This window comes from Streptomyces sp. NPDC030183, from assembly GCF_055573455.1.
On record NZ_JBVIBK010000001.1, the window covers coordinates 624500 to 651057 of the forward strand.

The 26558-nt window shown below is 72.9% G+C and carries 18 protein-coding genes and 1 pseudogene; 3 read left to right on the top strand and 16 right to left on the bottom strand.

What is annotated here, in order from left to right; genetic code table 11:
* Window position 1 precedes the first annotated feature (1 nt).
* From ACZ4Z2_RS02660 to ACZ4Z2_RS02680, 5 genes and pseudogenes are all read right to left on the bottom strand, one after another.
* Window positions 2-3640 (bottom strand): annotated as a pseudogene (locus ACZ4Z2_RS02660) (amino acid adenylation domain-containing protein); the annotation flags it as partial.
* Between the two features lie 206 nt (window positions 3641-3846).
* A complete protein-coding gene (locus ACZ4Z2_RS02665; RefSeq protein ID WP_468071550.1) occupies window positions 3847-4719 on the bottom strand; it encodes a condensation domain-containing protein in 873 nt (290 codons plus the stop codon).
* Window positions 4720-4841: 122 nt separating this feature from the next.
* A complete protein-coding gene (locus tag ACZ4Z2_RS02670; protein ID WP_468071552.1) occupies window positions 4842-8861 on the bottom strand; it encodes an SDR family NAD(P)-dependent oxidoreductase in 4020 nt (1339 codons plus the stop codon).
* On the bottom strand, window positions 8858-9730 hold the full coding sequence (locus ACZ4Z2_RS02675) for a thioesterase II family protein (protein ID WP_468071554.1): 873 nt from the start codon (window positions 9728-9730) through the stop codon (window positions 8858-8860). The genes ACZ4Z2_RS02670 and ACZ4Z2_RS02675 overlap by 4 nt, the downstream gene beginning before the upstream one ends.
* A 220-nt stretch (window positions 9731-9950) precedes the next feature.
* Window positions 9951-11069, bottom strand: a complete 1119-nt coding sequence (locus ACZ4Z2_RS02680) for a ParB/RepB/Spo0J family partition protein (RefSeq protein ID WP_468071556.1) — start codon at window positions 11067-11069, stop codon at window positions 9951-9953.
* Window positions 11070-11558: 489 nt separating this feature from the next.
* Here ACZ4Z2_RS02680 and ACZ4Z2_RS02685 point away from each other — a divergent pair, with 489 nt between their 5' ends.
* Window positions 11559-12077: a TetR family transcriptional regulator gene (locus ACZ4Z2_RS02685; RefSeq protein ID WP_468071558.1), complete on the top strand. Its 519-nt coding sequence runs from the start codon at window positions 11559-11561 to the stop codon at window positions 12075-12077.
* Window positions 12078-12175: 98 nt separating this feature from the next.
* On the opposite strand, the gene ACZ4Z2_RS02690 is transcribed toward ACZ4Z2_RS02685, so the two are convergent.
* The 3 genes from ACZ4Z2_RS02690 to ACZ4Z2_RS02700 form a co-directional block, all read right to left on the bottom strand.
* Window positions 12176-12781, bottom strand: a complete 606-nt coding sequence (locus ACZ4Z2_RS02690) for a ScbR family autoregulator-binding transcription factor (RefSeq protein ID WP_468071560.1) — start codon at window positions 12779-12781, stop codon at window positions 12176-12178.
* Between the two features lie 407 nt (window positions 12782-13188).
* Window positions 13189-14418, bottom strand: coding sequence for a cytochrome P450 family protein (locus tag ACZ4Z2_RS02695; RefSeq protein WP_468071562.1), 1230 nt, complete (start codon window positions 14416-14418; stop codon window positions 13189-13191).
* A gap of 96 nt (window positions 14419-14514) precedes the next feature.
* Entirely contained in the window at window positions 14515-15192 is a 678-nt protein-coding gene (locus ACZ4Z2_RS02700) for a ScbR family autoregulator-binding transcription factor (protein WP_468071564.1), read from the bottom strand.
* Window positions 15193-15628: 436 nt separating this feature from the next.
* Here ACZ4Z2_RS02700 and ACZ4Z2_RS02705 point away from each other — a divergent pair, with 436 nt between their 5' ends.
* Window positions 15629-17536 (top strand): acyl-CoA dehydrogenase family protein, encoded by a 1908-nt coding sequence (locus tag ACZ4Z2_RS02705; RefSeq protein WP_468071566.1) that lies wholly within the window; start codon window positions 15629-15631, stop codon window positions 17534-17536.
* 144 nt (window positions 17537-17680) lie between these two features.
* Here ACZ4Z2_RS02705 and ACZ4Z2_RS02710 read toward each other — a convergent pair whose 3' ends face one another.
* From ACZ4Z2_RS02710 to ACZ4Z2_RS02720, 3 genes are all read right to left on the bottom strand, one after another.
* Window positions 17681-18304, bottom strand: coding sequence for a GtrA family protein (locus ACZ4Z2_RS02710; RefSeq protein ID WP_468071694.1), 624 nt, complete (start codon window positions 18302-18304; stop codon window positions 17681-17683).
* Between the two features lie 182 nt (window positions 18305-18486).
* Complete coding sequence (locus ACZ4Z2_RS02715; protein ID WP_468071568.1) at window positions 18487-18777, bottom strand: hypothetical protein; 291 nt, start codon at window positions 18775-18777, stop codon at window positions 18487-18489.
* A gap of 31 nt (window positions 18778-18808) precedes the next feature.
* Window positions 18809-19078 carry a hypothetical protein gene (locus ACZ4Z2_RS02720; RefSeq protein ID WP_468071570.1) on the bottom strand — a complete coding sequence of 90 codons (270 nt, stop codon included), beginning with the start codon at window positions 19076-19078 and terminating at the stop codon, window positions 18809-18811.
* Between the two features lie 173 nt (window positions 19079-19251).
* On the opposite strand from ACZ4Z2_RS02720, the gene ACZ4Z2_RS02725 reads away from it, so the two are divergent.
* Entirely contained in the window at window positions 19252-19746 is a 495-nt protein-coding gene (locus ACZ4Z2_RS02725; RefSeq protein WP_468071572.1) for a GNAT family N-acetyltransferase, read from the top strand.
* Window positions 19747-19793: 47 nt separating this feature from the next.
* Here ACZ4Z2_RS02725 and ACZ4Z2_RS02730 read toward each other — a convergent pair whose 3' ends face one another.
* The 5 genes from ACZ4Z2_RS02730 to ACZ4Z2_RS02750 all read right to left on the bottom strand — a co-directional run bounded on the left by ACZ4Z2_RS02730 (window position 19794) and on the right by ACZ4Z2_RS02750 (window position 26492).
* Window positions 19794-20648: a hypothetical protein gene (locus ACZ4Z2_RS02730; protein WP_468071574.1), complete on the bottom strand. Its 855-nt coding sequence runs from the start codon at window positions 20646-20648 to the stop codon at window positions 19794-19796.
* A 188-nt stretch (window positions 20649-20836) separates the two neighbouring features.
* On the bottom strand, window positions 20837-22018 hold the full coding sequence (locus tag ACZ4Z2_RS02735) for an acyltransferase family protein (RefSeq protein ID WP_468071576.1): 1182 nt from the start codon (window positions 22016-22018) through the stop codon (window positions 20837-20839).
* On the bottom strand, window positions 22015-24312 hold the full coding sequence (locus ACZ4Z2_RS02740; RefSeq protein WP_468071578.1) for a glycosyltransferase: 2298 nt from the start codon (window positions 24310-24312) through the stop codon (window positions 22015-22017). The genes ACZ4Z2_RS02735 and ACZ4Z2_RS02740 overlap by 4 nt, the downstream gene beginning before the upstream one ends.
* On the bottom strand, window positions 24312-25355 hold the full coding sequence (locus tag ACZ4Z2_RS02745) for a hypothetical protein (RefSeq protein WP_468071579.1): 1044 nt from the start codon (window positions 25353-25355) through the stop codon (window positions 24312-24314). The genes ACZ4Z2_RS02740 and ACZ4Z2_RS02745 overlap by 1 nt, the downstream gene beginning before the upstream one ends.
* Before the next feature lie 162 nt (window positions 25356-25517).
* Window positions 25518-26492, bottom strand: a complete 975-nt coding sequence (locus ACZ4Z2_RS02750; RefSeq protein WP_468071581.1) for a LysR family transcriptional regulator — start codon at window positions 26490-26492, stop codon at window positions 25518-25520.
* Window positions 26493-26558: the final 66 nt, after the last annotated feature.

Below are 26558 nucleotides of genomic sequence, written 5' to 3' on the forward strand. Positions count from 1 at the left end.
ACTACTCCTTGTTCATTCTGCGCAGACGGGGCCTGCTCGGGCTGGACGCGGGGGATCCGGCGGATCCGGCGGCCGCGGGGGCGGCCGTGATGTGGTCGGCGAGCTGGGCGAGGGTGGGGCTGGAGAAGATCGTCTTGATGGACACCTCGGCACCGAGCTGCTTGCGGATGCGGCTCTTGATCCGCGTCGCCAGCAGCGAGGTCACGCCCAGGTTGAAGAAGTTGTCGTGGACGCCGATCCGTTCGGGCTCACTGCCGAGGACGTCCGCGAACAGGGCCCGCAGGGCCTGCTGGGCCGGGGGGAGGGGGCCGGCGTCGGCGGGGGCCGCCGTCGCGCTGTCCACCGTGCGGTCGGTGTCCGTCGCGGTGCCCGTGGCGGTGTCCGTCGCGGTGCCCGTGGCGGTGTCCGTCGCGGTGTCCGTCGCGGTGTCCGTCGCGGTGTCCGTCGCGATGATCGGCTCGCCCAGGTCCAGGGCGCCCACCGGATGGGCCGGGTCGGCGGCCAGGGTGCGGAGCACGGTGTGGAGGCCGTCGGCGATCCGGTCGGCGGTGGCCTGGTCGAGCACCCCCCGCTGGTACTGGAAGGTGAGCCGCAGCCGGGGCTCGGTGTCGGCGATCAGGGTGAGCGGGTAGTTGGAGCCGCCCAGCGAGCGGGTCCCGTCGAGGGTGAGGCGGGCGGCGGCAACGGCCTCGGCGAGCGCGGACTCGTCGGCAGGGAAAGCCTGGTAGACGAGCAGCGTGTCGAAGAGGGCGCCGAGACCGGTGGCCTCGTACAGACCGCTCAGGGACTGGTGGTGGTGGTCGAGCAGCTCGGTCTGCCGTTGCTGGAGTCCGGTCAGCAGGGCGCCGAGACCGTCCTCGGGGGTGTACCGCACCCGTACGGGCAGGGTGTTGATGAACAGCCCGACCATCGACTCGACGCCGGGCAGCCCCGGCGGCCGGCCGGAGACGGTCGCCCCGAACAGCACGTCGTCACGTCCGGTGAGCCGGCCGAGGACGACGGCCCAGGCGCCCTGGACGAGGGTGTTGAGGGTGACGCCCAGCTCACCGGCGCGCCGGACCAGCCGCGCGGCCTCCTCGTCGGCGAGGGGGACGGCCGCCGTGCCGACCTCGGAGCCGGACGCCTCGTCGCGGGTGACGGCGGTGCCGGCGAGCAGGGTCGGGCGGTCCACGCCGTCGAGTTCGGCGGCCCAGGCCGCCGCAGCCTCCCGCTCGTCCTGCCGGGTCAGCCACGCGAGGTGGTCGCGGAAGCCGCGCACCGGCGGGAGGTCCCGGTGGCCGTGCGAGGCGTACAGGCGGAGCAGGTCCCGGGCGAGGACCGGCTCGGACCAGCCGTCCAGCAGGGCGTGGTGCAGGGTGAGGACGAGCGCGGCCTGTTCGGCGCCCAGCCGGACCAGGGTCATCCGCACCAGGGGCGGGGCGGCGAGGTCGAAGGGCACGGCCTGGTCCTCGGCGAGGAACCGCTCGAAGGCCGCCTCCCGCTCCTCGGGCACCAGGGTCCTCAGGTCCAGCTCCTGCCAGGGCAGCCGAACACCGTCCACCACCAGCTGCACCAGATCGCCGTCGGTGTCCGGGGCGAAGGCGGCGCGCAGCGCGGGGTGCCGGTCGAGCAGGCCCTGCCCGGCCGCCCGCATCCGCGCGGGGTCGACCCGGCCGGAGAAGGTGAACACCGTCTGCATGCGGTACGCGTCGTAGCCGCTGTCGCTGAGCATCGACTCGAACAGCATCCCGGACTGCATCGGCGTCAGGGGCCACACGTCGGACAGGTTCGGGTGGCGCTCGCGGAAGGCGGCCAGGTCCTCGTCGCTCAGCTGGACCAGGGGGCCCGCCACGTCGTCGTACGTCTCGGTGGGGGTGCCGGCGTGCGGGGCGAGCCGCGCCACCGTGCGGTGGGTGAGCAGTTGCCGCTGGGTGATCTCCAGGCCCCGGGCGCGGGCCTCGGCGACCACCTTGACCGAGCGCAGCGAGTCACCGCCGATCGCGAGGAAGTCGTCGTCGGCGCCGACCCGGTCGAGGCCCAGCACCTCGGCGTAGACCGCGGCGAGGATCCGCTCCCGCTCGCCCTCGGGCTCCCGGTACTCCCCGCTGGTGAACACCGGCTCGGGCAGCGCCTTGCGGTCGAGCTTGCCGTTGGGCGACAGCGGGAGCGTGCCGAGGAACATGAAGGACGCCGGGACCATGAACTCGGGCAGCCGCTCGGCGGCCAGGGCCCTCAGCTCGTCGGCGGTGACGCCGCCGGTGCCCGGCGCTCCGCCGTCCGCGACCAGGTAGGCGACCAGTTGGCGCCCCTCGTGGGCGACGACCGCGGCCTGCCGTACGGCGGGGTGGGCGAGCAGCACGGACTCGATCTCGCCGAGTTCGATACGCAGTCCGCGCAGCTTGACCTGGTGGTCGGTGCGTCCGAGGTACTCGACCTCGCCGTCCGCGGTCCACCGGGCGAGGTCGCCCGTGCGGTACATGCGCGTCCCGGCGGGCCCGTACGGGTCGGCGAGGAAGCGGTCGGCGGTGATCTCGGGGCGGCCCAGGTAGGCGCTCGCCAGCTGGACGCCCGCGAGGTACAGCTCGCCGGGCTCGCCGACCGCGACGGGCCGCAGCTCGGCGTCGAGGACGTACAGCCGGGTGTTCCACACCGGCTTCCCGATCGGTACGGGGCCGTCGGCGGCGGTGTCGCAGGGGTGGTACGTGACGTCGACGGCGGCCTCGGTCGGCCCGTACAGGTTGTGCAGCTCCACGCCCGGCAGCAGCCGGCCGAACTCCCGTACCGCCTCGCGGGGCAGGGCCTCGCCGGAGCAGAACACCTGGCGCAGCCCCGTACAGCCGGACGCCTCGGGCCCGGCGAGCCCGGCGAGGAACACCTGGAGCATCGACGGCACGAAGTGGCAGGTGGTGACGGACTGTTCGCGGATGGTCCGGGCCAGATAGACGGGGTCCTTGTGGCCGCCGGGTTCCGCGACGACGATCGCCGCGCCCTCCCGCAGCGCCCAGAAGAACTCCCACACGGACACGTCGAATCCGGACGGTGTCTTCTGCAGGACCCGGTCGGCGGCGGAGAGCGGGTACTCCGCCTGCATCCACCGCAGCCGGTTGTCGATCGCGCCGTGCGGGACGACGACGCCCTTGGGGCGGCCGGTGGAGCCCGAGGTGAAGATGATGTACGCCGGGTGGGCGGGCGTGACGGCCGGCGTGGGATCGGTGTCCGGCCGGCCGTCGAGGGCGGTGTCGTCGAGGGCGACGACGGTGATGCCCTCCGGCACCGGCACCCGCCCGGCGGTGTCCGCGACGACGCAGGCCGGGCCCGTGTGCTCCAGCATGTAGGCGAGCCGGTCGGCCGGGTAGTCGGGGTCCAGCGGCAGATAAGCGCCGCCCGCCTTCACCACGGCGACCAGGGTGACCAGCAGCTCCAGGGAGCGCGGCACGGCCACCGCGACCGGGGTGCCCGGGGTGACGCCCAGGGCGGCCAGATGGTGGGCGAGCCGGTTGGCGCGGGCGTTGAACTCGGCGTACGTCAGGGACTCGGAGCCGAAGACCAGGGCCGTCGCGTCCGGGGTGCGCCGGACCTGCTCCTCGATGGGGGCGACGAGTGTGGTGACCGGCAGCTCACGGCCGGTGTCGTTGAACTCCTCCAGAACCAGGGCGCGTTCGGCACCGACTGCCTGACGGGCCGACTCCACCTCCGCGGAGCGCTGTTGGCCGGTCAATTTCCACACCTCTTCTCTCACTGGATTTTCCCGGACCCCGGGAATTGCGCGAATACGGAACACACGTCCGCGAATTGCGCGGAAGAAAGACGGAACAAAGGGGGATTGCGACGACCCTAATCGGCCGCTTAATTGGCCAACAAGGTTGTTCAACCGACCAATTGAGCCGCTTGGACGGTGAATTCACCGGCGTGCGAGACGCCCGCCCGGGAATCGTTCGCGAGCCGCCGGAGGACGCCCGCGAGCCGGTCGGCGGTGTCCCGCGCGGCCTCGGTCCCGAAGAGCCCGCGCCGGCCGCGCAGCCGCAGCTCCAGCGGGCCGGGGTCGGCGCGCATGACGAGGGTCAGCGGCGGCGGCCCGTGGTGGACGGCGCGGACGCCGGTGACGGTCACCCGCCCGGCGGCGCCGGGGCCCGGGGTGCACAGGTCGGCGCCGCCGAGCACGACCTCCTGGCGTCCGGCGGCGCCCGCGAGGACCACCGTCCAGGCGCCGCGTACGACGGTCTCCAGGTCGACGCCGAGCCCCAGGGCCCGCAGGGTGAGCCGGCCGGCGTCCGAGGCGGTCAGCGGGACCCCGGTCTCCTCGACCGGAGGCTCACCGCCCCGGGCGCCCGCCCGGTTCCGCGCGGCGCCGGGGGCGGCGTACGACCGCAGCAGGTCCCGCAGCAGCGCGCGCAGGCCGGCCTCGTCGAGGTGCGGCTGCCGGGCGGTGAGCACCAGCAGATGCCGCTCCCACGCCAGCCGGACGAGGGCGGCCCGCTCCGGCGGGCCGGGACAACCGACGCTCCCCCGGTCCGCGGCGAGCAGCCCGTCGAGCGCGTCGGTCCGCTCCCCGACGGTCAGTACCCCGAGGTCCAGCTCCCGCCAGAACGGCTTGCGCCCGCCCCGGTCGAGCACCCCCTTGACGGCACCCCGCATCCGCACGGGATCCACCCACCCGGCCAGATGCACGACGAGCTGCGACGGACCGGTGTCGGGGGCGGGGAGGAGGGTGGGCGGGGCGCCCGCCGGTGCCGGGGGCACCGGGGAGGCCGCCACCGGGGACGGGGCCGGGGCCGCCGATCGACGCGAGGGCGCCGGCGGAACCGCCCGCGCCGGGGCGGCCGGTGAGGCCGCCCCCCGTAAGGGCGCCGGGCCGCGCGGGGTCATCGTGCGGCTCCCGACGCTGTGGGCGTGACCGCCGCGGTCGTCACCGCGACCGCTTCGGTCGCCGCCGTGGTCGCCGCCACCTTCGCCGCCATGCCCTCGACCGTCGGGTTCTCGTACAGCTCGTGGGTGCTGAGGCGGACGGCGAGTTCGGTGTCGACGCGGGCCAGCAGGCGGGTCGCGCGCAGGGAGTTTCCGCCGAGGTCGAAGAAGGAGTCGTCGCGGCCGACGGTCTTCTGCCCGAGCACATCGGACCAGATCGCGGCGATCCGCTGCTCCAGCTCCCCCTCCGGCGGGGTGTGCGTCCGCCGGCCGAGGGCCGCCCGGCGCGGCGCCATGTCGAGCAGCAGCTGCGTCGTGTCGACGGCCCCGCTGCCGTCCCTGGGGATGCGGCTGACCTCCAGGAGACGCACCGGCACGGGCAGTTCGGCGAGCGCGGGCGCGAGCGCGGCGTGCACGGCGGCCGGGTCGGCGCCGTCCTCCGTGTCCGTCGTGTACGCCACGAGCACCTCGCGCACGCTCAGTTCGTCGGGCGCCAGCTCGCCCACGACGACGGGGTTCCGCGCGTCGAGCCCGATGAGCTGGTAGTGGTACGGCAGCGCCGTCGCGGTGAGGAAGCAGCGCAGGCCCCGCTCGGGGTCGATCGCCCGGAAGCCGCGCCGGCGCGCGGGCGCCGTGGACTGCCCCCGGCTCATGCCGACGTCGTCCCACATGCTCCAGGCGAGGCAGCGCACGTCCCGGCCGCGCTCGTGGTGCCAGTGGTCGGCGAAGCCGACGAGGAAGGCGTTGGCGGCGGAGTACGCGCCGAAGGAGTGGCCGCCGAACTCGCCGTTCACCGACCCGAAGAGGACCAGGGAGGCACCCGGGCGGCTCTCCAGCACGTCGGCGAGGGCGAGCGTGCCGGCGACCTTCGCCGCGTACTGGGCGCGGAACCCGTCCTCGGTCTCCCGGGCCAGCGTGTGCCGTTCGAGGTGCTGCCACTGGTCGGAGACATCGGCGGCGGCCAGGTGCAGGACGCCGTCGAGCGGGCGCCCCCAGCGCTGCTCGGCGGCGGTCACCGCGGCGTCGAGCTGCTCGGGGTCGGTGATGTCGGCCTGGCGGTAGGTGACCTCGCCGAGGTCGGTGAGGTCCCGCAGCCGGGCCGCCTTCGCGCCCTCGGCGGGCGACCGGCCCACCAGCAGCAGCCGGGCACCGTACGCGGCCAGCAGATATCCGGCGAGGTCGCTCGCGATCCCGCCGAGCCCGCCGGTGACCAGGTACAGCCCGCCCGGCACCAGCGGCGGCGCGACCTCGGCCTCGGTCTCGTCGTCGACGGGGCGCAGCCGCGGCTGCCAGCGCAGGCCCTCGCGGACGGCGACCACCCCGGTGTGGGTGGGGTCGGCGAGTTCGGTGCGTACGGCACGGGCCCACTCGGCGCGGTCGGCGGGCAGGTCGAGCTGCCGCACGGTGATCAGCGGGTTCTCGGCGGCGGCCGTGCGGATCAGCCCCGGCAGGGCGCACACGCCGAGGTCGACGCGGTCGCCGGGCCGTACGTGGGCGGCGCCCTCGGTGAGGACGAGCAGCAGCGGGGCGCCGAACTCGTCGAGCACGCCCATGAGGGCGGTGAGCTGGGTGCTGACGGCGGTGACCCGGGCGGCGGGCTCGTCGTCCTTGCCGTCGAGCGGCCAGGCGAACACCACCGAGTCGATGGGCCCGTAGTGCGCGGTGACGTCGGTGAGCACCCGGCGCAGGTCCTCGGGGTCGCCGGGCGCGACCCGGTAGCGGTCCAGATCGACCTCGGCGAAGGAGCGGCCCCGGCCGACGACCACGGCGGGTTCGTCGTCCAGGCCGAGCGCGGCGAGCTGCTCGTCCTCGGCGAACACCACGCGCGTACCGCAGTCGGCGGAGAACACCAGCCGGGAGGAGCCGCTGTCGGCGGGGGCCTGCGCAACGGGCAGCCGGGACCACTGCCGGCGGAAGAACCACGTCCCCGAGTCCTCGGTGTCCTCCTCCTCGTCGGCGATGCGGTCGGCGAACCGTCCGGCACGCAGGTCGGCGACGAGCGCGGCCCGCTGGATCTTGCCGCTCGCGGTCTTCGGGAACTCGGCGTCCGTGACCGGCACGACCACGTCGGGGGCGATCCCCGCCTCCCGGACCAGCGCGGCCCGTACCTCCTGGAAGGTGCGGGCGAGGGACTCGGCGTCCCAGCGCACCGGCACGAAGAAGATCACCAGCCGGTCGGAGCCCTCGCCGGGCTCGCGGACCCCGGCCGCCGCGGAGAACGTGACGCGCACGCCCTCGACCTGTTCGACGACGCTCTCCAGTTCGTGCGCGACGAAGTTGGCGCCCCGCACGATGATCTGGTCCTTCTTCCGCCCCGCGATGACGAGCGACCCGTCCCGCACGAAGGCGAGGTCCCCGGTCCTGAACCAGCCGTCGTCGGTGAAGGCGTCCCGGTTGGCCTCGGCGTTGCCGTGGTAGTGCCGCAGCATCGTCACGCCGCGGATCTGGAGTTCGCCGACCCGGTCCTGCGGCAGCGTCCGCCCCTGGTCGTCGACGACGCGGACGGTGACGCCGGGGATGGGCCCGCCGACCTCGGTGAAGGCGACCGCGTCGGCACCCTTGCCGTCGACCGACTGGTAGACGAGGTCCCCGTCGAGGGACGCCTGCGAGACGACGACCGTCCCCAGGTCCCGGTCGTCGCGGCTCTGCCGGGTGTAGGTGACGCCGGAGCACGTCTCGGACATCCCCCAGCACGGCACCATCGCGTCCGCGCGCAGCCCGTGCGGGGCGAGGAGTTCGAGGAAGCGGTGGCTGGTGGCGGCGACCACGGGCTCGCCCGCGTTGACGAACTCCCGCATCCGCGACAGGTCCCAGCTCCGCCGGGCGATCTCGTCGGCGCACTCGTTGACCAGGTTGTACGCGAAGTTCGGCGCCCAGGTGTTGGTGACGCCGTACCGGTCGATCCAGTCCAGCCAGAGCAGCGGGTCGCCGAGAACGTCGTCGATGCGCCCGTTGACGTGCCGGCACCGCAGGAACATGTCGCGGACGTTGTAGTAGACCATCGTCACGTGGTCGAGCGGCATCCAGATGAGGCTGACGTCCTCACTGGTGTAGCCGCGGGCCTGGATCACCGCCCATTCCCGCGCGGCGACGGAGGCGTTCGTGTGCTGCACGCACTTGGGGACGCCGGTGCTGCCCGAGGTGAGCAGGTTGATCACCGGGGAGTCCGGGGTGGTCGCGTACCACTCGAAGTCCCGCTCGTGGCCCAGCAGTTCACCGACCCGGAGGATCCGCGGGTCCGGCTCGCCCCACAGGGTGCGCAGCGCGCCGAGCGCCGGGGCGGTGGCCTCGTCCGTGAGGATCACGGGCCGGTCGAGCAGCTGCCAGGCGTTGTGCAGCTTGCGGGTGGTCTCGTTGTGGCTCTCGTACGTCGTCGCCACGGCCACCGGCGTCGGTACGAACCCGCCGAGCACACAGGCCCAGAAGGCGGTCATGTACGCCCGGTGGTCCCCGAACTGGAAGAGCGCCGCGTCGCCGGGGGCGAGCCCCGCCGCCCGCAGCCCGGCGAGCACCCGCTCGGCCTCGGCCAGCAGGTCGGCGTACGTCTGGAGATCGGGCTCGCTGCCCTTGCGCAGATACAGGGTCCCCTGCTCGGGCGCGAGTGCGGCGGCCTGACGCAGCCCCTCCTGAAGGGTGGTGGGCGCCCCGTCGGGAACCCGCAGCTCACCGCCGAAGGTCTCGGAGGAGGGCCGGTCGGGGAGCGACGCGGGCGAAGTCCGCGACGCCTGCGGTGCCGGTGATGCCTGTGATGCGGGTGACGCCTGCGGAGCCGGTGAGGTAGGCGGAGCCGGTGAGGTCGGCGGCGTCAGCTCCGTCTGAGACGTGCCCTCCGCCTCCCCTCCGCCGTCGACGGTCCGTGCCCCCTGCCGTACGACCACGGCGGCGTCGCGCACGCCCGGTACGGCCCGGGTCGCGCCGGCGAGACGGGCGGCGACGGCGGAGTCGAGGCCCGGGGTGAGGTCGGGTGTGTGGGTCATCGCGCGCTCCCCGCGAGTTCGGGTGCCGGCCGGGAGGAACCGGCGTGGGACTGACTGCCGTGGGACTGACTGCCGTGGGACTGGCTGCCGTGGGACTGGCCGGTGGGGGTCCGGCCGGTGAGGACCTGGCCGAGGTGGGCGACCAGCTCGGTCGGGTCGTGGAGGAAGTAGAAGTGACCGCCCGGGTAGAACCGCGTGTGGAAGGCGCCGGTGGTGTGGGCGGCCCAGCCGTAGAGGGTGTCCTTGGGCGCCCGGGGGTCGGCGTCACCGCTGAGCACGGTGATCGGGGTGTCCAGCGGCTCCCCCGGCTCGACCCGGTGCCGCTCCCAGAGGGTGAAGTCGGCGCGCAGCGTGGGCAGCAGGCCCTCCATGACCTCCTCGTCCTCGGCGATCTCGGGCTCGATGCCGCCCAGTCGGACGACCTCGGCGCCGAGTTCCTCGTCGGAGAGGGTGTGCATCACGGGGACGCGGCCGACGGTGCCGGGCGCGGGCTGCGCGGACAGGAACAGCCGGCTGGGCCGGGGCCCGCCCTTCTCCCGCAGCGCCTTGGCCACCTCGTACGCGAGCGCCGCGCCGCCGGAGTGCCCGAAGAAGGCGAAGTCCCCGTCGAGGTAGGGCCGCAGCGCCTGCGTGAGCACCTTCACCAGCGGCGCCACCTCCGTCACCGGGTCCTCGGCGATCCGGTTCTGCCGCCCCGGCAGCTGCACGGCCGCCAGCTCCACCTCCGCCGGCAGCGACCGCGCCCACTCCCCGTACGCCCCGGCCCCGGCCCCGGCATGCGGAAAACAGATGAGCCGCGTCCGGGCCCGGGGCCGCCGGGCCCGCCAGATCCAAGGGGTCTCGACGAGAAGATCGGGATGATCAGTCATGGGGTTTCCTCCATAAGAAGGTGCTCTTCAAAAGGGCTCGCCCGAAAAGGAGCGCGCCTGGAATTCCACGCCGCCCGCAGACGGTCCTGACACGCCACCCGCAGCCGGTCCTGACACGCCACCCGCAGCCGGTCCTGAGGGGCGCGGGGAACTGCGCGACCAGCCGCGGAAAACCCGCACGCGCCACCGCGAGAACACCCCGCTGCGGCCGTGCGAAAAATCAACCCCGCCGCATCTCCAACTCATTGGCCAGCCGCAGCCAGTGGTCGGCACACCGCCGGGCCGCCTGCGCCAGCACCGGCGCCCGATGCCCCGGCACACTCCGCGCCAGCCGCTGCCACTTCGCCTCGTCGCCGATCGAGTGGACGCTGAGCATCTGCAGCAGCATCCGCCCCGCCTCGGTCCGCAGCGACGGGTCCTTGCAGATGTTCGGCAGGATCAGCCCGATCGCCGCCGCCGACAGATGCGCCGTTCCGCGACCGCCGCCGGTGGTCCCGCCGACCCCGCCGGCCCCGCGCCCCGGCTCGTCCCGCGGCACGACCCGCTTGGCGGGCGACGCCTGCGGCACCGGGTCCTGCCCGCGGCGGATCCGGTCCCGTACGTCCTTCGCCGTGGCCGTGGCGATCCCGGCGCGCTCGGCGATCTCGCGGAGCGACGCCGTGGGGTTCGCGGCGATGACCTGGCTGGCCCGCAGCCGACCCTCGGTCGCCTGCAAGGGCCGTACCCGGCCGTCCCGGCCGACGCGGGGCGCGTTCAACTGGTCGGTTCGGCTCGTTGAACGGCGCCGGATCGCCGCGACCGTGCTCGGCGCGAGGCCCGCGTTGGAGGCGATGCGGCGGTCGGACCAGTACGGGTGGGTCGTGAGGATGCGCTCGGCTGCCGCCGCGCGGTCGGCCTGGGACAGGGGCAGGCCGTGCGTGATGTTCAGCTCGACGGACAGCGCGAAGACCTCGTCCTCGCCGCCGTCGAAGTACTCGACCTCGATGGTCGTGGCACCGCGCAGCCGGGCCGCCGCGAGCCGGTGCATCCCGTCGATGACCCGCATCGTCGGGTGGTGGACCAGGATCGGCGGCAGCGGTTCCTCCTGCTCGGCGAGGCTCCGCACATGGTCGCGGTTCTCGCCGCCGAGCCGGGGGGAGTCGGACGCGCGGAGCGAGTCGATGTCCACGACGCCCCGCCGCCGCGCCCGGCCCCGGTCCCCGGCCGGTCCGCCGCGGTCACCGGCGGTGGCGGTACCGGGCCGCGGCGCCTCGGCGCCCGCCGCGACGGCCAGGCGCAGGCCCGGCCGGGACCCTTCCCGGCGATCAGTGGTTTCGACGTGAGCGCCTGAGACGTTCATGACGTGTTCGCTCCTCCCCGTACGGGCGGGCCACAGCTCTGCTTTCCCCCGTGGCCCTCTCAACCGTCCCCAGAAACATACCAGGCGCGCGGATTTTTTCGCCCCCCTCGTTGGCCGGTTTCGCCACGACCTTCGCACCGCACGGCCGGACCAGAAGCTGACAAACAGGCATGAAAAAGGCCCGCAGCCGCACCCCGGGGGATGTGGGCACGGCTGCGGGAGTCTGTTTCAGCGGGAAAACGGGCACTTCTCCAGGGCGTTCACCCCGGAGCCCCACGCTTCCCATCGATAGAAACATACCGCCGCGCTGGTTTGCAACATCCTCAACGCGACACCTCCCCCGCCATGACTGAATGCACGCTTCCGCCGGGCCACGCCCCACCCCCGGCGCCCACGTTGCCCGAATCGGACCGATAGGACGGAGTGGAGAAGAACCGCACGGTTGGTTTTACAGATGGCCAGTCAGCGAGCCACCGGGAGGAGCCCACCGTGCTGAAACAGGAACGCGCCCTGCACACCCGCCACTCGCTCGTACGCTCGACCGCGGAGGTCTTCGAGCGGTACGGGTACGTCCAGGCGAAGCTCGCGGAGATCAGCGCCGGCGCGGGCGTGAGCCCCGGGGCGCTGCACTTCCACTTCGAGAACAAGGCGGCCGTGGCCGCGACCGTTCAGGCGGTGGCCGCGGAGAACCTGCGGCGGGCGGCCCGCACCGCGACCCGGCGGCCCGGCGTCGACCCCCTGCAACGCCTCACCGACGCCTCGCCCGCCCTCGCGGAGCGGCTCCGCCAGGACGTGGTGGCCCGGGCGGGCGCACGGCTGAGCGGCGACGAGGCGTGCCGGACGGAGCTGGACCTGGGCGCGGAGTGGCGGGCCTGCGTCCACCGGGCCGGGTGCCTAGTGGGTCGGGGGTGCGGGTTCGTCGGCGACTGTGGGTTCGTCGTGGTTTCTCGCGCAGTTCCCCGCGCCCCTGGAAAAGCGGGGGCCTGCGGCCCCGCGCTTTTCCGATGAAGGGCGGGCCGCAGGCCCGTTCCCTTCAGGGGCGCGGGGAACGGCGCGACCAGCCCCCACCCACCCGCACCCGCCGACGAACCCGCACCCCCGACCCACTAGGCGCCCCGCCCCCCTCCCCCCGTTCCGGTCGCCCGAAGCCTCCGCAGGGTCGCCGTGCACGCCACGCGAGGAAGCAGCAGCCGCCAGAAGCGGGACAGCGCCTCGGGCGTGAGCCAGCGGGGATCGTGCCGGCCGAGGGATTCGAGCCCGGCGGTCGCGGCGACGACCACGGCGGCCGCGTCCTCCGCGGACACCCCGCGGGCGAGGGCGCCCTCCATATCGGCCTTGGCCAGCACTTCCTCCACCCATTCCTGCCAGGCCCGGCGCAGCCCGGCGCCGGACCGCACCCGGCCGGACCCTTCACCGAGGTCGAACCCGGCGCGCAGGACGGCGTCATGGCCGAGCGCCCGTACGAGGGCGTAGGTGGCGTCGATGAGGGACTGCAACGTGTCGCCGGCGTCCTGGGTGGTGATCCGGTTCAGCCGCAGGGCCGCCGCCTGACCGACCGCGTCGGCGAGGTCCGCTTTGCTGGCGAAGTGGAAGTGCAGCGCCCCGCTGCTGACGCCGGCCCTGGCGCTGATCATGGACAGGGAGGCCGTTTCGAAGCCTTCCCGGTCGAACAGCTCGGCGGCGGACTCGATGAGCGCGTTACGTGTGCGCACCGCGCGCTCCTGTTTGGCCATGGGGGCGCTCCGTTACTAGGCAGGGGACCAGTGCGGACCTGTGCCCGGGATGCCCCCCGCTGGGCCTGCCGCCCATTCCCGCGCGTAAAGAGATTATCAAACCGCCGCAGCGGTTTCTATATGCCCCCTGAAAGAAGCCGACTGTAGGTGCACTACCCATGACGGTATGTATACGGAACCCGGAACGGCACCGGATTCGTCACCCCTCCCCAGGAAGCGCCGGAAAGCCACACGCCGGCACACCGGACGACCGCACACGCCGGCACGCCGGACGACCGCACACGCCGGCACGCCGGACGACCGCACACGGCAGCGCCCCGCGGCCGGATTCGGCCGCGGGGCGCATCGCCGGCTCCGCGCGTCGACGCCCCTCTCGGGGCACCGGATCACTCGGGACGGAGTACCACCGGCAGGGAGGCGTACCCGTTGAAGAGGAAGGTCGGCATGGGGCGGAGGTCCGCCACAGGCCGGGCGAGCCGCATCTCGGGGAACCTGCCGAAGAGCGCCTCCAGGGCGATGGCCGCCTCCATCCGCCCGAGGGGCATGCCGAGGCAGCGGTGGACGCCGTGCCCGAAGGCGAGGGAGTCACGGTCGGCGCGCAGCAGGTCGAAGGCCGCGGCGTCGTCCCCGTAGCGCTCGGGGTCGAGGCCGGGCGCGGCGAAGTTGACGATGATCGCGTCGCCCCGCTCGATGGTGACGCCGTCGTCGAGCGTGATGTCGTCGACGGCGAACCGCAACGGGATGTAGGCGGCGGGGTTGTGCGCGCGGACGGTCTCGTCGACGGCGTCGGTCCAGCTCGCGCGGCCGGACCGGACGTGGGCGAGCTGCTCGGGGTGGTCGAGCAGCGCGGCAGCGGCGTTGCAGATCACGCCGGTCGTGGTCTCCTGGCCGGCGGCGATCATGAGGTAGAGGCTGTCGACCAGTTCCTTCTCGCTGAGCTGGTCGTCGTCGTCCCGTGCGGCGATCAGCGCGGAGGTGAGGTCGTCGCCGGGCCGGGCCCGCTTGGCGGCGACGAGTTCGGCCAGCATCTCGCCGATGCGTATGCGGGCGGCGTTGATCTCCCGCGGTGTGGCCGAGGCGCTGACCGAGGTGCTGATGGCGGTGGCCAGCGGCAGCCGGGACTCGTCGGGGACGCCGAAGAGTTCACAGATCACCCGCATGGGCAGCAGGGCCGCGTACGAGGTGAGCAGATCGGTCTCCTGCCCGGCGGGCAGGGCGGCCAGGTCGTCGGTGAGTCCGGCGGAGATCTCCCGGACCCACGGTCTGAGCAGCTCGGTCCGCCGGGCGGTGAACGCGCCGGCGATCAGTCGGCGCAGCCGGGTGTGCTCGGCTCCGTAGGAGAAGAGCATGGTCGTCGCGGACACCCACGGGTAGAGGGGCCATTCCTCGGTGATCAGCCCGTCGCGGAAGGCGGGCCAGTGCTGCCGGGGGTCCCGGGAGACACGTGGATCGGCGAGCAGCTGCTTGACGTACCGATGGCGGTTGACGGCCCAGGCCGGCACTCCGCCCGGCAGGCTCACCCGGGCGACCGATCCCCGTTCCCGCAGCGCGGCGGTCTCACCGGCCAGGTCGCGCGCCGCGGGGTCCAGGGCGTAGGGGCAGGCGATCGTTTCCATCAGACGGTGCTCTCCGTTCGGTCGGTCGGTTTCGCACTGGGCAGTTCCCGCGTCCGGCTGAACGGCGCCCCGTGGCACGCCGTGAATCGTGCGCGCTCAGCCGAGCGCGACTTCCTCTCCCGCGCGGGCCCGGGCCCGCGCGGTGTTCCACACGTGTTCCGCCCTCGCGGGCGAGAAGTCCAGGCGTACGAGGACGCCGGGGACCGCGATGGAGGCCATCAGGTGCCGGTACAGGTCGGACACCCGCTCCACCATGTCCTGGTGCTGCGTCAGGATGTGCGACAGCACCTGGACTCCGGTGAAGCAGCCGACGAACACCCTCGCGAGGGAGGCCACGTCCGTGTCGGGCAGCAGTTCGCCGTCGGCCTTGGCCCGGGCGAACACCGCTTCCGAGCGCTCCACCCAGGCCCGCATGGGCAGCTGGCGGTCGAGGCCGTCCAGCGCCCCCTGCTCCACCGTGAGCCGGACACTGCCGCGCACCAGCGGGTCACCGGTGCTGAGCAGATACGCCAGCAGCAGCGCCTCGTCGATCGCCGACTGGAGTCGCAGGTCCTGCTCCTGGACGGCGGGCACGGCACTGACCTGCTTGGCCAGGACCTCCTGCGCGAGCTCCTCCTTCGAGGCGAAGTGGAAGTACAGCGCGCCCTTCGTGACTTCTGCCTTCTTGAGGATCTGGGAGATGGTCGCCGCCTCGTATCCGACTTCGTCGAACACCGCGGCGGCCGCGACGACAATCTTCTCCCGCGTCCGGATCGCTCGTTCCTGCCGCGCCACCACACACCTCCGTACGCCCCCCGCCAGCGAAAAATACCGTCAGGTACGTATGATATCAGAGGGTAACGCTCTGTAGTACCCGAACGACCCGAAGGTCCTGCGGTTCGGCCGACCTCCAGGGCCGCGAAGCCTCAAAACCGACCGGCGGGACCGAGAATAAGACCGGGCGTCCTGTTTTGCAACCCTCCTCACCGGGCCCCCTCCCTCACCATCGACCTCTCGCGTTCACAGCCATCTTCGCAGGCCAGAGGCGTGGATCTCAGCATCCGAGGGATACCGCTTACCCCCCGACCGCCCAAGGCCGTCCGGCGTCAAGATCACGTCAAGGAGTGCAGGAACCGGCAAAAGATGTCTTGAATAAAAACCGGTTGGTTCGTATCTTCTGAAGCCTGTGATCCCAACTCTGGGCTCTAATCAGGGGGAAGAGGTCGTGACCATGACCTTGCTCACGCTCGACACGTCTGCCTCTGCCAAGACAGACGCGCAGAAAACCGACCACGTTGCTTCGAACCCGCCGCCGGCGGGCCGCGACGGCGGAGGGACCGCCGCCGAGGAACTGACCCACCTGCTCTTCGACCAACAGGACAGGGCCCGCGTCCACGACACCTGGCGCACCCTCGTCAGCGGCGAGGCGTTCGCCTACCGGCCGGGGCTCTCACCGGACGAGCGCACGGCGCTGTCGTACGACCGGCTGCGCCTGGTCAACGACGCGGTCGACAACCCGGAGGCCCTGGCCTCCGACCCTCGGTTGCTCGCCAGCCTGCATGAGTGGACCGGGTTCGTCGACGGTGCCCTCGGCACACTGTCGGGCATCCACTACAACCTGTTCCTGGGCAGCTTCGTCGACCACGACGGCTACCGGCACGATCTGTCGGAGTACGTGTCGATGAACCGCACGGGCACGTTCCTCTGCACGGAGCTGGACCACGGCAACGACGCGGCCGCCATGGAGACCACCGCGACACTGGACCCGGCCACCGGCGGTTTCGTCCTCGACACCCCGCACCCGGGGGCCCAGAAGTTCATGCCCAACACCAGCCTGGTCGGGGGCCCGAAGAGCGCCCTGGTGGCCGCACGGCTGATGGTCGAGGACGAGGACAAGGGGGTCTTCCTCTTCCTGGTGCCGCTCAGCGACGAGGTGGGGCACCTGCCCGGCATCACGGTCCGCGCGCTGCCGCCGAAGCTCGGCAGTTCGGTCGACCACTGCCTCACCTCCTTCGACCGTGTGTGGCTGCCTCGTGAGGCACTGCTGGAGGCCGAGCACGGCCAGCTCTCCCCCGAGGGCACGGTGACCAGCAGTGTGGGCAGCCGGCGCAAGAGGTTCCTGCGCTCCATCGGCCGGGTGACCACCGGCAAACTGTGCATGAGCGCGGCCGCGATCGGGGTGTCCCGCACGGCGCTCGCCATCGCCGTACGCCATGCCCACCGGCGGCACATCAGCGGGCCGAAGTCCGGGCAGCGGCTGCCGCTCGCCGCGCACCGCAGCCACCACGGACGGCTGTTGCACGCCCTCGCCACCGGGTACGCGATGACGTTCCTGCACCGCCACGTGGTGACCCGGTGGGCCGGGCACACCTCGGCGGACCGGGCCGAGGTGGAGCGCCTGGTGGCCATCGCCAAGGGCTGGATCACCTGGGAGGCACGGGACATCACGCTCGAGTGCCGGGAACGCTGCGGCGCGCAGGGGCTGTTCCGGGTCAACGGCCTGTCGGAGCTCCAGCAGGACCTGGAGAGCGCGATCACCGCGGAGGGCGACAACCTTGTCGTCTGGCTGAAGGCGGGTGGCGAGATGCTCTTCGGGCACGACACGGTCGAACGCGGCCACCTCGGCCCGGTCGCCCCCGGCCGGGAACTCGCCGACCTGGCGTTCCTGCGGGGTCTGCTCGCCGAGGCCGAGTCCATCTGGCAGGCCCGCGCCCGCACCGCCCTGCGCGAGAGCCCCGCCGGGGATCCGGTGGGCCGCTGGAACGAGGCGTCGACCGCCGCCCTGGAGGTGGTCTCGGCCCACGCCCGCCTCCAGGCGGCGGACGCCTTCCTCGCCACGGCCGCGCAGGCGACCCAGCCGACGGCGCGCTTCCTGCTGCACAGCCTGTGCCGTCTGTTCCTCCTCAAGCAGATCGGTGAGCACACCGGCGACCTTCTCGCGGAGGGGCTCATGACGGCCGATCAGGTTCGCAGCCTGCCCAGGACCATCGAGACCGTGCTCGCCGACCTGGCCCCCCACATGACCACCCTCGTCGACGCCTTCGCCCTCCCGCCCGAGTACCTGGCCGCCATCCCCCTCGCGGGCGGCACCCCCCTCACGCAGTACGCCGACGACCGGACCCCGCTGGTCACCGTCTGACCGGCAGCGTCGTCACCACCGGCGGCACGCGCCGCACCGCACGGGCCCGGCGACACCGGGAGCCCGCCCCGCCCAGCTCCACCGGGACGGGCTCCCGTCCTGTCCCGGCGCCCGGACCGCGCTCCCGGCTCCCCGGGCCGCCCCTCAACCCGCCGGGCAGGGCGACCAGGCGTCGGCCTGGAGCCACTTGCGGTGGGCGAGGGGTACGTCGTCGATCCACTCGTGCCAGGCGTGGGACACCCGCGAGGCGGCGGGCCGGGGCACCGTGACCGCGCGGGACGCGGCGGTGAGCGGGGGGTTCGTGACCCCGGCCGGCTTCCCCGCCGCGAAGACGACGACGCGGAGCACCACGAACCGCCCGACCCCGGCCAGCGCGCTCGCGCCCAGGTAGACCGCCTGTTCGACGAGGACACCGGGGGCGCCGTGCACCAGGTGCAGGACGGCCATGGCCGCGCAGGTCACGCCGTACGCGGCGGCCGCCGAACCGGCCGACTGGAGGTGCTCCCGCCGTCCGGCGCGGCGCCCGGCACCGAAGGTGAAGCGGGCGTGCAGCTCGGTGGCCAGGACGGTCGACACGACCGTCACGACCGCGTTCGCCACGGCCCACGGCAGCAGCGCGGCCAGCATCGCGACGGCCCCGCTGGACAGGACACCGACTACGCCGCCGCACGCCACGAACCGCGCGAACGAGGAGAACGGCCGGGTGGGCTCGGTGAACGGCCGCTCGGACGCGGGGAGTTGGCGTGCCGAGTGCTCCGTCTGCTCCATCACGAACCTTCCGTCCCCTCGTACCGGCCCACCGTGGACGTACGGCGTGCGTCGTTGAGAACAGCGTACGTGCACGCGTACACTGTTCGCAAGGGGGGTACGGTGTGCCGCAGGCTGTCGTCTGCGGCACACATGACAGCCGGGTTCGCTAAAAGGAGCCTTGGATCGGGAGAGTCGACCTACTACTCCAGGCACTGCTCGTAGCAGTGGCCCTCGTGCCACTCACAGCAGGCATGGTGGGAGGAACGCACCTCGTCGTCCTCCCGGTCGTGGAACTCGGTGATGATGCGGCCGTCCTCGACCCGCGACAGCCCGACCTGCTTACTGAAGTCGATCTTCAGTACGTCGAGTTCGCGCCTCAGACAGCGCACCGCGTACCTGCGGGCTGCTTCGGGATGCCGGGCGAAGACCTTGTCGATCTCGGCGAAGAACTCGGGGTCGCGCTCGGGTCCACAGGCAGGCTTCGTCTTCATGGCCACCCTCCGTACCAGCGATTGCCCGCGTTCACCGGGGCAGGTCGTGATCGATCAGGAAGTGCCGGCAGCTTGGCCGCTTGCACTTCCCCTGGGGGCCGCCGGGCTGGAAGCCGGGGCACGGGCACGACAGACACCGAAGGCTGTCGCCGGTGTCGGGGCCGGGTTCCCACCCGCTGTCCGCGAGGCGCGCCCGGGCAGCCTCCCGAACCCCGTCCAGCTGGTCGTCGAACTTGCGGAACTCGGCCTGGTTGTCCTCGAAGGCCCTCTTCTGGGCCTCGGTCAGGTCGTACTCCTCCACGTTGTCCTCCCGAGGTGGGTGACGGCGGGGAATCCTTGGCCTCTGCCCCCACCATGACCCGACGGGCCGCCGCGCGCACGTCGACCGGCCCCCGCAGGCCCCCACGCGACCTCACCCGTACCGTCGACGAAAACCCGTGTGGGCTCCGCACACGATGTGGATAAGGTCGGGCCATGCCCGAGCTGAAGCGGCTGCAGGCCGGCCACGCACCGGCGGTTCTGGCCTTCGAGCTGGCGAACCGCGCCTACTTCGCCGCCTCGATCCCCGACCGCGGTGACGACTTCTTCGACCAGTTCACCGACAGGTACAACGCCTTGCTGGCCGAGCAGGAGGCCGGCGTCTGCGCCTTCTACGTGCTCGTCGACGGGGACGGCTCGGTGCTCGGCAGGTTCAATCTGTACGACCTGGAGGACGGCACCGCCAGACTCGGCTACCGGGTCGCGGAGCAGGTCGCCGGGCGCGGTGTGGCGACCGCGGCCGTCCGGGAACTGTGCCGGACGGCGACGGCGGCGCACGGTCTGCGCGAACTGCGCGCGGCCGCCTCCCACGAGAACGCCGCGTCCCGGAAGGTCCTCACCAAGGCCGGGTTCGTCCCCGTCGGCCCCGCCAACCCGGCCGATCTCGACGGCAAGTCAGGCACCTGGTACCGCCACGACCTCCAGCCGTAGAACCTCCTCCGGCCGTAGCACCCCGCCCACCGTCGCCCGACCCCGCGTCAGCCCGACGCCTTGCCCACATAGCTCAGGCGGTCCGTGCCGCCGCCGTCCTCCCAGGTGATGACGACGTCGTCGCCGGAGCGGCGGACCGTGGCGAAGGTGATGTCCTTGTCGTCGACGTCCTGTGAGGCCATCGGCCGCAGCGCCATGCGGAAGTTGTTCTCGTCGCGGTACTTGCCGACGCCGGTCAGGATGCCCTTGCCGCCGATCATGTCGATGTACGACAGCGGGTGCTGGCCCTGGAGGTCGCCCGAGGACTGCTCCTCACCGATCGTCAGGGTCCGCGCCTCGTCGTCCTGCCACTGGCCCTCGACACCCTTGCCGGGCGGCGTGGACGCGTCCCCGCCGGCGTCGGTGTCCTCGGGGGTCGGGGAGTACTCCTCGGTCGGCTCGGAGGTCGGCGTCCTGGACTCGTCGGCCCGCGCCGACACGCTCTGCCGGGGCTTGGCCGCGGTGTCGTCGCCGTCGTCGGAGGTGAGCAGGAAGATGCCGCCGCCGATGACCGCGAGGGCCGCCACCGCAGCGACCACGATGAGCGCGATCTTGCCACCGTTGCCCCCGGAGGGCGGCGGAGGCGGCGGGTAACCGCCGTACTGGTGACCGTAGTCGGGCACGCCGGGCACACCAGGCCCGCCGGGTGCTCCGGGCGCGCCCGGCATGCCCGGCGCGCCGTAGGGCGGCTGTCCGGCGCCGTACGGCTGCTGCGTGCCGTAGGGGTGGGGCGGGGGGCCGGGCTGACCGGGAGCCTGACCGGCCGCCCCCGGCGGGGGCCCGTACGGCCCCGGGTACGGCGGCTGCTGCGGCTGCTGGGCCCCGTAACCGTCGTACGGCGGCTGGCCGGGAGGCTGAGTCATCGGCGGGTGTCACTCCTCGGGTCGCTTCGGCGAGGCAAGGAACGCCTGCCTCAAGCGAGCCCAACATCCAACACCGACTCAGTCGTACGCAAGTGCGTATACCGGTTGGTTACGGGGTCAGTACATGGCCCGACGGCGGCCGGGGGGCAGGGGCGGGGCGGCGACACCACGGCCGCCCCGGGGGCCGTTCAGTGTTTGCGCGCGCTCCGGCCGCCCCGCCCGGCGTTCGGCCACAGCCTCGGTCGGCGCCGGGCCGCCAGGTCCTCCGCCCAGCCGAAGGCGACGACGCAGCCGACGATCAGCACCCAGGTGAACACCAGCACGGGCCAGACGCTCTCCAGCAGCCAGGGGACGTTCTGTTCGAGGACCACGACGGACCACAGCCGGTCCCACTGCGTCGCGGCGACGAGGATGCACGTGTTGTGCCACAGATAGATCGTCACCGCGCGGGAGTTGAGGAAGGTGATCACCCCGTCCCAGCGGCGCAGCCGGCGCGGCCACTCGGGCCACGAGGGGCTGATGTGGAGCAGCAGCGCCACCGTGCCGAGGGACCACAGCGCCTGGGCGAACGGCGTGGCGTCCAGGTCGTTGCCGTTGCCGAAGTCGTGGTGCAGGGCGTACCAGAGGCCTGTCAGGGCCACGGCCGGGGCGACGGACGGGACGAAGTACCGCGGCAGGCGCCTCAGGATGCCCTCCTGGTGGGCCATGCCGAGGATCCAGCAGGCGCCGAACGTGCTGAAGTCCGTCAGCCCCGACGCGAACCGCTCGCCGGGCAGCGACAGACAGCCCAGTTCGAACGCGGCCGACAGGACGACCGGGGAGAGGAGCGTCACCACGGGCACCGCGCGCAACGCCCGCAGCAGCACCGGGGACAGGACGACGTACCAGAGGTAGGCGCGGACGTACCAGAGGGGCCCGGCGAGTTCCACGGCCCAGTCGGCGCCGATGAAGCCGTGCACGCCGGGCAGTCCCTCGGCGTACGGCGGATCGCTGATCGGGAGGATCCAGAACGTGAGGTGGAACCACCACCACGCGGGGTGCCCGTCCGCGTCGGGCCCCCAGCCCTGGGCCACCATCCCGGTCACGCCGATCACGCCCAGCAGCCAGATGGGCGGCAGCAACCGGCGGAGGCGGCCCTTGACCACCTGGACGGCGGGGCGCTTCAGCGAGCGGGCCATGAGGTTGCCGGCCAGCGCGAACATCACGCCCATGGAGGGGAAGACGAGCGGCAGCCAGGCCCAGCCGGTGAGGTGGTAGAGGACCACGCGGAAGATGGCGAGGGCCCGCAGGAAGTCGAAGTAGCGGTCGCGGACGGGCGCGGACGGCGCCTTGGGGATCTCTTCCGTCGAGGTCTGCGTCAGGGTGCTCATCCGACCGGGCTCCCCTCGCGCGGCTTCGTCCCGGCACCGGGCGCGCCCGTCCCGCCGGTTCCGCCGGGGTCACCCGGCAGTCCCACCGCGCCCGTGCGCCGCAGCTTCTGCCAGCGCAGCCGGCCGCCGGTCAGGGCGGTGATCCACGACTGGAGCAGGACGACGTACATCAACTGGCGGTAGAGGAGTTGTTGCAGCGGCAGGGAGATCAGATGGGTCATGCGTTCCTTGTCGAGGTGGAAGGCGTACGCCGAGCACACCGCCTGGACGGCCAGGACGCCGAACCACGCGCCGATCGTCTTCTCCGTGGGGCCGAACACCAGCCCGTACAGGAGGAACACGTCGATGAGCGGGGCCAGCAGGGGCGCGACCACCATGAACAGCGACACCAGCGGCAGGCCCACCCGTCCGAAGCGGCCCGAGGGGCCCCGCTCGAAGAGCGCCTTGCGGTGCTTCCAGATCGCCTGCATGGTGCCGTAGCACCAGCGGTAGCGCTGCGACCACAGCTGCTGCACGGATTCGGGGGCCTCGGTCCAGGCGCGGGCCTTCTCCGCGTAGACGACGTGCCAGCCGTCGCGGTGCATGGCCATGGTGATGTCGGTGTCCTCGGCGAGCGTGTCCTCGCTCATGCCGCCGACCCGTTCGAGCGCCTCGCGGCGGAAGGCGCCGACCGCGCCCGGGATGGTGGGCATGCAGCGCAGGACGTCGTACATCCGGCGGTCGAGGTTGAAGCCCATCACGTACTCGATGTGCTGCCAGGCGCCGATGAGGGTGTCGCGGTTGCCGACCTTCGCGTTGCCGGCGACGGCGCCGACGCGCGGGTCGGCGAACGGCTGGACCAGTTCGCGGACGGTGGACGGTTCGAAGACCGTGTCGCCGTCCATCATCACGATCAGGTCGTGCCGGGCGTTGGCGATGCCCCGGTTGAGGGCGGCGGGCTTGCCCGCGTTGAGCTGCCGTACGACCCGGACGTCCGGCAGGTCCCGGCTCAGCTCCTCGACGATCCGGGCGGTGCCGTCGCTGGACCCGTCGTCGATGACGAGGACCTCGATGGGGTGGTCACTGGCGACCAGCGAACGGACGGTCTTCTCGATGCACTTGGCCTCGTTGTACGCGGGAACGAGGACGGACACCGGTTCGGTGACGGGGCCGTCGGGTCCCCAGCGGAAGTCCCGGCGGCGGACCTTGCGGGCGTGGCACACCGACAGGACCAGCATCAGGCCGAAGCGGGTGAGGACGAGGACGCCGACGACCGAGAGGGCCACGACGAGGATGCCCGTGATCCGCTCGGACGCCTGGACGAGCGCCACCCACGCCTTGCCCTTCCACAGGCCGACCCCGGTGACCTCGGTGTGCGCGCTCGGCGCGTCGAGCGCCCCGGTGAGGGTGTGGAACGCGTAGCCCTGGCCGCGCAGTTGCAGGATGAACCGGTCGAGCGCGGCGACGGTCTGCGAGCGGTCGCCGCCCGAGTCGTGCATCAGCACGACCGCGCCCTCGCCGCGCTTCGGTGTGGCCCGGCGGATGATCTCGTCGACGCCGGGCCTGCTCCAGTCCTCGCTGTCGGTGTCGCTGACGACGGTGATGTAGCCGCGGCTGCCGATGTACTGCGTCACCGGCCAGGACCGGTTGTCCATACGGCCCGAGAACGACGAGTACGGCGGCCGGAACAGCGAGGTCCGGATGCCCGCGGCGCCCGCGAGCGCCATCTGGTTCTGGGACAGCTCCCAGTCGATGCGGCCCTTGGACTGGAGTGACAGGTCGGGGTGGTTGAAGGTGTGCAGCCCGATCTCGTGGCCCTCGTCGACCATGCGCCGCACCAGGTCCGGGTAGCGCGAGGCCATGGTGCCGGTGATGAAGAAGACGGCGTGCGCGTCGTGCTTCCTCAGCACGTCGAGGACCTTGGGCGTCCACACGGGGTCGGGGCCGTCGTCGAACGTGAGGACCAGTTCGCGGTCGGGTACGTCGAGGCTGGCGACACGGCCCGAGCGGGTGTCGATCACCGGCCCGCCGTCGAGGATCCGCTGCGGCACCCGGTCGTTCGACACGGGCGGCCGGACCCGGTGGTCGGCGAGGATCTCGCTGTGCACGTAGCCGCGCAGCATCAGCATCGCCATCAGGGCGACGAGGAACAGGCACGGCAGGATGTGACGGAGCGGCAGCCGCACGGTCCGGCGCCTCGGCGCGCCCTTCGGTGGGCGGGCCGTGCCGTCGGCGGCCTCGGGTGAACGGGGTGTGCGGGTACGGCGCTTGGCGGCGGCACGCGAGAGCGGGCCGCCGCGCCTGGGGCGGGTCATTATGCGGGGTTCTCCGGGGTCTGCGGGTCCTGCGGGTTCTCCGGCGCCGCGGGGCCGGGCTCGACCGGTGCCGGGGTCGGCGGACCGTCGGCGACGGTGTCCGTGCCGGATCCCGGGCCGGGAGCGGGGCCGCTGGACTCGGAGGGCGTGGGCGACGGGGTGGGCGCGGGGCTGGAGCCGCCGCCCGGCGGCTGGGACGCGGAGACCGAGGGCTCGGGCTCCTTCACGCCGGTGCTCGGCTTCGGCCGCGGGCCGGCGCTCGCGCCCGACGTGGGCCCGGCGCTCGCGGAGGGCTCCGGTGCCTCCTTCTTCCCGTCGTCCCGGGCGCCGGCGCGCGCGCCGCCGCGCCCCGGCGCGGGTGTCGTCCCGGGGGAGACCGATCCCGCGCTCGGCGGCGGTACGACACCGTCCGCGGTGTCGGCGACGTCGGCCGACGCGTCCGGCTGCGGCGAGGTGTCCACCTTGTCCGCGGGGGCCTCGTCCTTCTGCATGGGCATCGGCAGCCAGGGCGCGTCGGAGTTGCCCGACATCAGCGTGCCGACGATGACCACGGCGTAGGCGGCGCAGACCGTGCCGACCGCGATGCCGAGCTTGCGGTACCGGTTGCGCCGGCGCCCCGTCTCGTCGACGAAGACCGGCCCGTCGGGCTGGCCCCCGGACGCCTTGTCCGGGTCCTTGCCGGCGTGCCGGCCCGGCCCGTCCAGTTCCCGTCCGACGCCGTCCAGCTGGACGGTCACCTCGTGCGGGTCGTGGTTGCGGCCGGGCTGGTCGGGCTGCTCCCAGGGGGACGCCACGGCGCCGGGCCGGTCGGCCTCGCGCCCGGCGGCGTCGGGTTGCCGGGGCACACCGGCGAGGGCGGTCGACGACCGGGGCACGGACCCTGTTCTGCCGGCGGCCTCGGGCCACACCACCTCGTCCGCGGCGTCGGCGCCGGCCCGGACGAACGGGTCGGTACCGGGACCGCCTCCGACGTCACCACGGTGTTCCTCACGGCCTTCGCCGTCGGACCGCTCCGGCTGGGTGCCTTTCGGCCACTTCTCCACGTGCACGCGCTTCCCCCCACGGGTTGCGGATGCGTGTTCGATGCCGGACTCTCGCACTTTCCTGTACCGGACCGGGCCCCCACCCGATCCGGGGCGCCCCGCCCATCACACGCACCCGGGGGCCCGAATGTATGGGGTGGGAGAGATGTGACATGTGTGCTATCAGGTGAAACTCATCATGATGAGTGCATCTGTAGCCGGAATCCACCCGTCCTCCGGATATGAAAGCCATACTTCCGCGCTCGCCCGTTCCATGGCGGCCCGCCGCAGGGCGTCGAGTCCCGGGTGCGTGAACCCCTTCCGCCACACCAGCGACACCGGTGACAGCGGCACGGGATCGACCAGCGGCCGCAGCACACTGCGCGGCATGGGCGGGAAGTCCACCACCGCCAGCACGGGGGTCCGCGTCTTGCCCATGACCCGCGCGAACTCCTCCTCCCCCACCACGAGCGGCACCGCCGGCGCGACCTCGATCCCCCGCCCCGCGAACAACTCCCGCGCCAGCTCCGTCCACTCCGGCGTCCGGGGATTCCCGGCGCCCGCGTACACGGTCTCGCCCCTCAGCTCCGCGAGCGGTACGGCGTCCAGCGCGGCCAGCCGGTGGTCCTCGGGCAGGATGACCGCCATCGGCTCGTACCGCACGGGCTGCTGTTCCAGCCGTGCCCGCACCGCCGGGTCCAGCCCCGCGAACCTCCCGAACGACACGTCGAGGCGCCCCGCGAGGATCTCGGCGGCGGCATGGGTCAGCCCGCTCTCGTACCGCGCCAGCAGCTCCACGTCGGGCACCAGCTCACGGGCCCGCCGCAGCACCCGTACGCCCGTGGCGAGACCCGGCGAGTTCAGGTCCACCAGCAAGGGCCGGGCCTGCCGGAACGCCCCCACGAGCGCGTCCTGCGCCTCCAGCACCCGTCGCGCGTAGGGCACCAGCCGCTCCCCGTCCGGCGTCAGCACCACCTGCCGGGTGGTCCGCACGAACAACTCCGCCCCCAGCTCCCGTTCCAGCCGCCGCACATCCCGGCTGAGCGCCTGCTGGGCGACGTAGAGCCGGGCGGCGGCCCGGGTGAAGTGCAGTTCGTCGACGACGGCGAGAAAGGCACGCAGCAGCCGCGGCGCGACGGCATCGGGAGCGAGGGGCATCCGCCGAATTTACAACCGGGGTGCGTGAATCACCACGGAGTAGGTGTTGGACGGTGGATCAAGAAC

Coding starts and splice junctions, on each gene's coding strand:
- ACZ4Z2_RS02680 (WP_468071556.1), bottom strand. CDS start 11,069: ATGAACGTCTCAGGCGCTCACGTCGAAACCACTGATCGCCGGGAAGGG.
- ACZ4Z2_RS02730 (WP_468071574.1), bottom strand. CDS start 20,648: ATGACTCAGCCTCCCGGCCAGCCGCCGTACGACGGTTACGGGGCCCAG.
- ACZ4Z2_RS02695 (WP_468071562.1), bottom strand. CDS start 14,418: ATGGAAACGATCGCCTGCCCCTACGCCCTGGACCCCGCGGCGCGCGAC.
- ACZ4Z2_RS02710 (WP_468071694.1), bottom strand. CDS start 18,304: ATGGAGCAGACGGAGCACTCGGCACGCCAACTCCCCGCGTCCGAGCGG.
- ACZ4Z2_RS02670 (WP_468071552.1), bottom strand. CDS start 8,861: ATGACCCACACACCCGACCTCACCCCGGGCCTCGACTCCGCCGTCGCC.
- ACZ4Z2_RS02735 (WP_468071576.1), bottom strand. CDS start 22,018: ATGAGCACCCTGACGCAGACCTCGACGGAAGAGATCCCCAAGGCGCCG.
- ACZ4Z2_RS02740 (WP_468071578.1), bottom strand. CDS start 24,312: ATGACCCGCCCCAGGCGCGGCGGCCCGCTCTCGCGTGCCGCCGCCAAG.
- ACZ4Z2_RS02675 (WP_468071554.1), bottom strand. CDS start 9,730: ATGACTGATCATCCCGATCTTCTCGTCGAGACCCCTTGGATCTGGCGG.
- ACZ4Z2_RS02705 (WP_468071566.1), top strand. CDS start 15,629: ATGACCTTGCTCACGCTCGACACGTCTGCCTCTGCCAAGACAGACGCG.
- ACZ4Z2_RS02750 (WP_468071581.1), bottom strand. CDS start 26,492: ATGCCCCTCGCTCCCGATGCCGTCGCGCCGCGGCTGCTGCGTGCCTTT.
- ACZ4Z2_RS02715 (WP_468071568.1), bottom strand. CDS start 18,777: ATGAAGACGAAGCCTGCCTGTGGACCCGAGCGCGACCCCGAGTTCTTC.
- ACZ4Z2_RS02725 (WP_468071572.1), top strand. CDS start 19,252: ATGCCCGAGCTGAAGCGGCTGCAGGCCGGCCACGCACCGGCGGTTCTG.